The sequence below is a fragment of the Streptomyces sp. 15-116A genome (assembly GCF_025290915.1).
GTDB lineage: Bacteria > Actinomycetota > Actinomycetes > Streptomycetales > Streptomycetaceae > Streptomyces.
Genome location: NZ_JAOCQE010000444.1, coordinates 1 through 3,236 on the forward strand (window position 1 = coordinate 1; position 3,236 = coordinate 3,236).

General features: G+C 72.2%; 3 protein-coding genes and 2 pseudogenes. All 5 read right to left on the bottom strand.

Translation table 11 applies throughout. The features are described 5' to 3' along the window. Positions 1-1,068 (bottom strand): RNA polymerase sigma factor (locus N4P33_RS34070; RefSeq protein ID WP_260830794.1); only part of this gene is annotated, 1,068 nt, incomplete at its 3' end. 96 nt (positions 1,069-1,164) lie between these two features. Beyond that, positions 1,165-1,647, bottom strand: a complete 483-nt coding sequence (locus tag N4P33_RS34075) for a hypothetical protein (RefSeq protein ID WP_260830795.1) — start codon at positions 1,645-1,647, stop codon at positions 1,165-1,167. A 110-nt stretch (positions 1,648-1,757) separates the two neighbouring features. Then, a pseudogene (locus N4P33_RS34080) lies at positions 1,758-2,200 on the bottom strand (SRPBCC domain-containing protein). A gap of 110 nt (positions 2,201-2,310) precedes the next feature. Next, the gene (locus N4P33_RS34085) at positions 2,311-3,018 is read right to left on the bottom strand and encodes an AAA family ATPase (RefSeq protein ID WP_260830796.1); all 708 of its coding nucleotides are present in this window, start codon (positions 3,016-3,018) and stop codon (positions 2,311-2,313) included. A 19-nt stretch (positions 3,019-3,037) separates the two neighbouring features. Next, positions 3,038-3,236: pseudogene (locus N4P33_RS34090) on the bottom strand (peptidase M20); the annotation flags it as partial.

The following is a 3,236-nucleotide window of genomic DNA, read 5'->3' on the forward strand; positions in this document are numbered from 1 at the left end:
GCCCGGGGCGCCGTCCGCGTGCGGCGCGTCCGGCGTCGGCGCACCCGGGGCCGGTACGTCGAAGGCTCCGTCCCCGTAGGCCGATCCCGCGCCCGACGCATCGAAGCCTCCGCCCCCGTATGCCGACCCGGCGGCCGGCGCGTTGAAGGCTCCGTACGCCCCCTCCGCACCCGGCATCCCCGGATCCGCCGTCTCCGTCAGCCGGGGTATCAGCTCCGTCGGTCCGGCGCCCTCCGAGAAGGCCACCGGGGCCGCGTCCGTCACGCCGCCGCCGAAGCCGGCCAGGGCCGCCCCGCCGAGCAGACCGGCGAGCGGCACCAGGCCCAGGCCCACCAGCAGGCCCTCCGCCGGGGCGAGGCCCGACTGGAAGCCGGAGCAGCGTGTGCAGGTGCGGGCGTGGCGGGCGAGGCGTTTGCGCCACAGGGCGGACGGGGTGCCGTCCCAGATCGAGGTGACGTCGTCCAGTTGGACGCAGCGCGGCTGCGCGGTCAGCGCCCGTACCACCACCCGGGCGGTCTCCAGCTGCGCCTTCATCCGCTGCACGCGCACCGCCGTGTGCTGCGGTGACAGCTCCAGCGCCGCCGCGACCTCCGTGCGGGTCAACTCGCCCGCCGCCTCCAGCCACCACAGGGACAGCAGGGCCTGGTCGTCGGGGTCCAGCCAGCGGGTGGCCTCGGCGAGTTCGCGCCGCTGGCCCTGGAGGCCGAGCCGCATGATCGTGAGGTCCACGAAGTCGGCACCGGGGTCGGCGACGTCGTAGGCGTCGTGCAGGTCCGAACTGGTGGGCGCGGAACGGTGATCGCGCCAGTGGTGGCGTATCTGGTTCATGGTGATGGCCACCAGCCAGGACCGGAACCGGGCGGGATCGTCCAGCGAGCCGAGCGAACGGAGCGCCCGGAGCATGGTCTCCTGCACCACGTCATCGACGTCCGGGTGGCCGTTGAGCGCCCGTCCGACGATGTTGTAGACCAGCGGCAGGCAGCCGGCGACGAGTTCGTCCTGGGCCCGCTGGTCACCGCGCCGCGCCGCCTCGACGACCGCCGCGCCCATCTCCCCGCTCGCTGCCATCCTCGACCACTCTCCTTCTCGGTCCGGGACTGTCCTGCCCTTCACAAGAGGAGAGCCGCCACTGCGGACGGGATAACAAAAAAGTGTTCGATGTGTCTAGGAGGGGCGGGCCCGGGAACCCGTACCACCCGGTTTGTCCGGCGCCCAGGCGGGTTCGGCGGAGGCTTCGGCCGGGTCGGGCTCGGCGAGGGTGAGCCCCCAGCGGTCGTCCTCGCCGATGCGAGCCTCGATCTCCTTCGTCCGGCCGCTCTCGGCGAAGTACAGGACGACGACCTGCCGTACGAGACCGTCGTCGTAGAAGTCGGCGGTCACGTTCCCCTTGGCGGCGGCGCCGAAGGCCGTGACCCAATTGCGGGCGGTGGCCTCGGCGTGCGTGCTGTCGACGGCGAGCGCGGCCAGCCCTTCGGCGTCACCGTCGGCGAGCCGCCACACGGCCTTCTGCACCGTCTCGAGACTTCCCGTGGAGGGGTAGCCGACGACCCGGAGCGGCCGGTGAGCACTGTAGTCCGTCTGATACGTCAGGGAGTCGTCCGACGAGCAGCCCGTCAGCAGCCCGCCCGCGAGGGCGGTGGCCGTCACCCAGCCGGTACCCCTTGTTCTCCGTCTTCTCCGCGCTCTCCGTGCCATGGTCAGCACCTCCCTCTCGGACCTCTCGGACGGAAGATGCCGGCCCGCGCGAATTCGTTGGGTCAGCCGGCCAGAAACGCCGTCAGGCTGTCCAGCAGCATCGTGGTGCCCTGTTCCGCCATGTCGCGTTCCTCGGTGGTGGCGCAGGTCTGGTGGACGACGAGGCGGGTGCGGTCGTCGGACTCGGGGGTGAGGTCCACGGTCATCTTCTCGGGCTCGGGCTTGCCGGGGACGTCCATCGCGATGGTCAGGCGGCGGTTCTCGGCGACCTCGGCGTAGGTGCCGGTCATCGGGAACTCACCGCCGTCGGGGGTGACCACGGTGGCCTCCAGGCGCCGCCCGGACGGACGTCCATCTCGACGGAGCCCGGCGCGCAGTAGGCCCACTGGGCGTACTGCTCGGGCGTGGTCCAGGCCTGCCACACCCGCGCCACGGGGGCGTCCAGGGTGCGGGTCAGGGTGTAGGAGAAGCCGTCGGTCCCGGTGGTCTGCTGCTCGGTGCTCATGTCGTGTCTCCTCGTATCCGTCTGCGTCGCGGTCGTGCTGTCGCGCTGTCGTACGGATAGACGCCCGCCGACGTGGAAACTCATCGGGGCGTTCGCCTTCGCGTCTCGCCTCAGTCCAGTACGTGTCGCAGATACGCCCGCGGGTCGGCCAGGTAGCGGCGCCAGTGGTCGACGAGGTCCAGGTCCTGCCAGGTCGTGCGGCGCATGCCGTGGTCACCGAGTTCGAGGATGTCCGCGTCCGGGAGCGCGGTGAGGAGCGGGGAGTGGGTGGCGCAGATGATCTGGGCGCCGGCGCGGGTCAACTCGTGGAGGTGGCCGAGGAGTTCGAGGCAGGAGGTGAACGACAGGGCCGCCTCGGGCTCGTCGAGGACGTAGAGGCCGGGGTGCAGGAACTTGTCGCGGAACGCCGCGAGGAAGCCCTCGCCGTGACTGCGCGCCTCGGGTGCGAGGCCCTCGCGGTCGAGGGCGTCCAGGGCGGTCTCGGCGCGCAGGAAGAAACCCTGTCGGGCGGACCAGGAGCCGAGCATGCGGCGGCCGCGGGGTGCCGCGTCGAAGCGGATCCGTTCGCCCAGGACCGACTTGGCGCGGGGGCTCGCGTAACGCCACTCGTGCGAACCGCCCCAGGAGTCCAGGCCGAAGCCCTCCGCCAGCGCCTCCACGAGAGTCGACTTGCCCGAGCCGTTCTCACCGACGAGGAAGGTCACCGGGGCGGTGAAACGCAGCCCGTCGCGCAGCAGTTCGCGCACGCAGGGCACCGACCAGGGCCACTCCCCCTCGTCGTACGCGGCCACGTGCGCGTACGCGCGTTCGATGATCACGGGCCGAGTCTGCCACGGGCTACTTCGTGCCGACCGTCCGCAACACCGTCAGCACCAGCGTCCGCGCCGCCTCCACCGTCTCCCGCAGGGACACGTGCTCGCGCTCGCTGTGCGCCACCGCGATGTCGCCGGGGCCGTACTGGAGGGCCGGGATCCCGGCGCCGGTGTAGAGGCGCAGGTCGCTGCCGTACGTCGCGCCGCGCTGCCGCGGCCGGCCG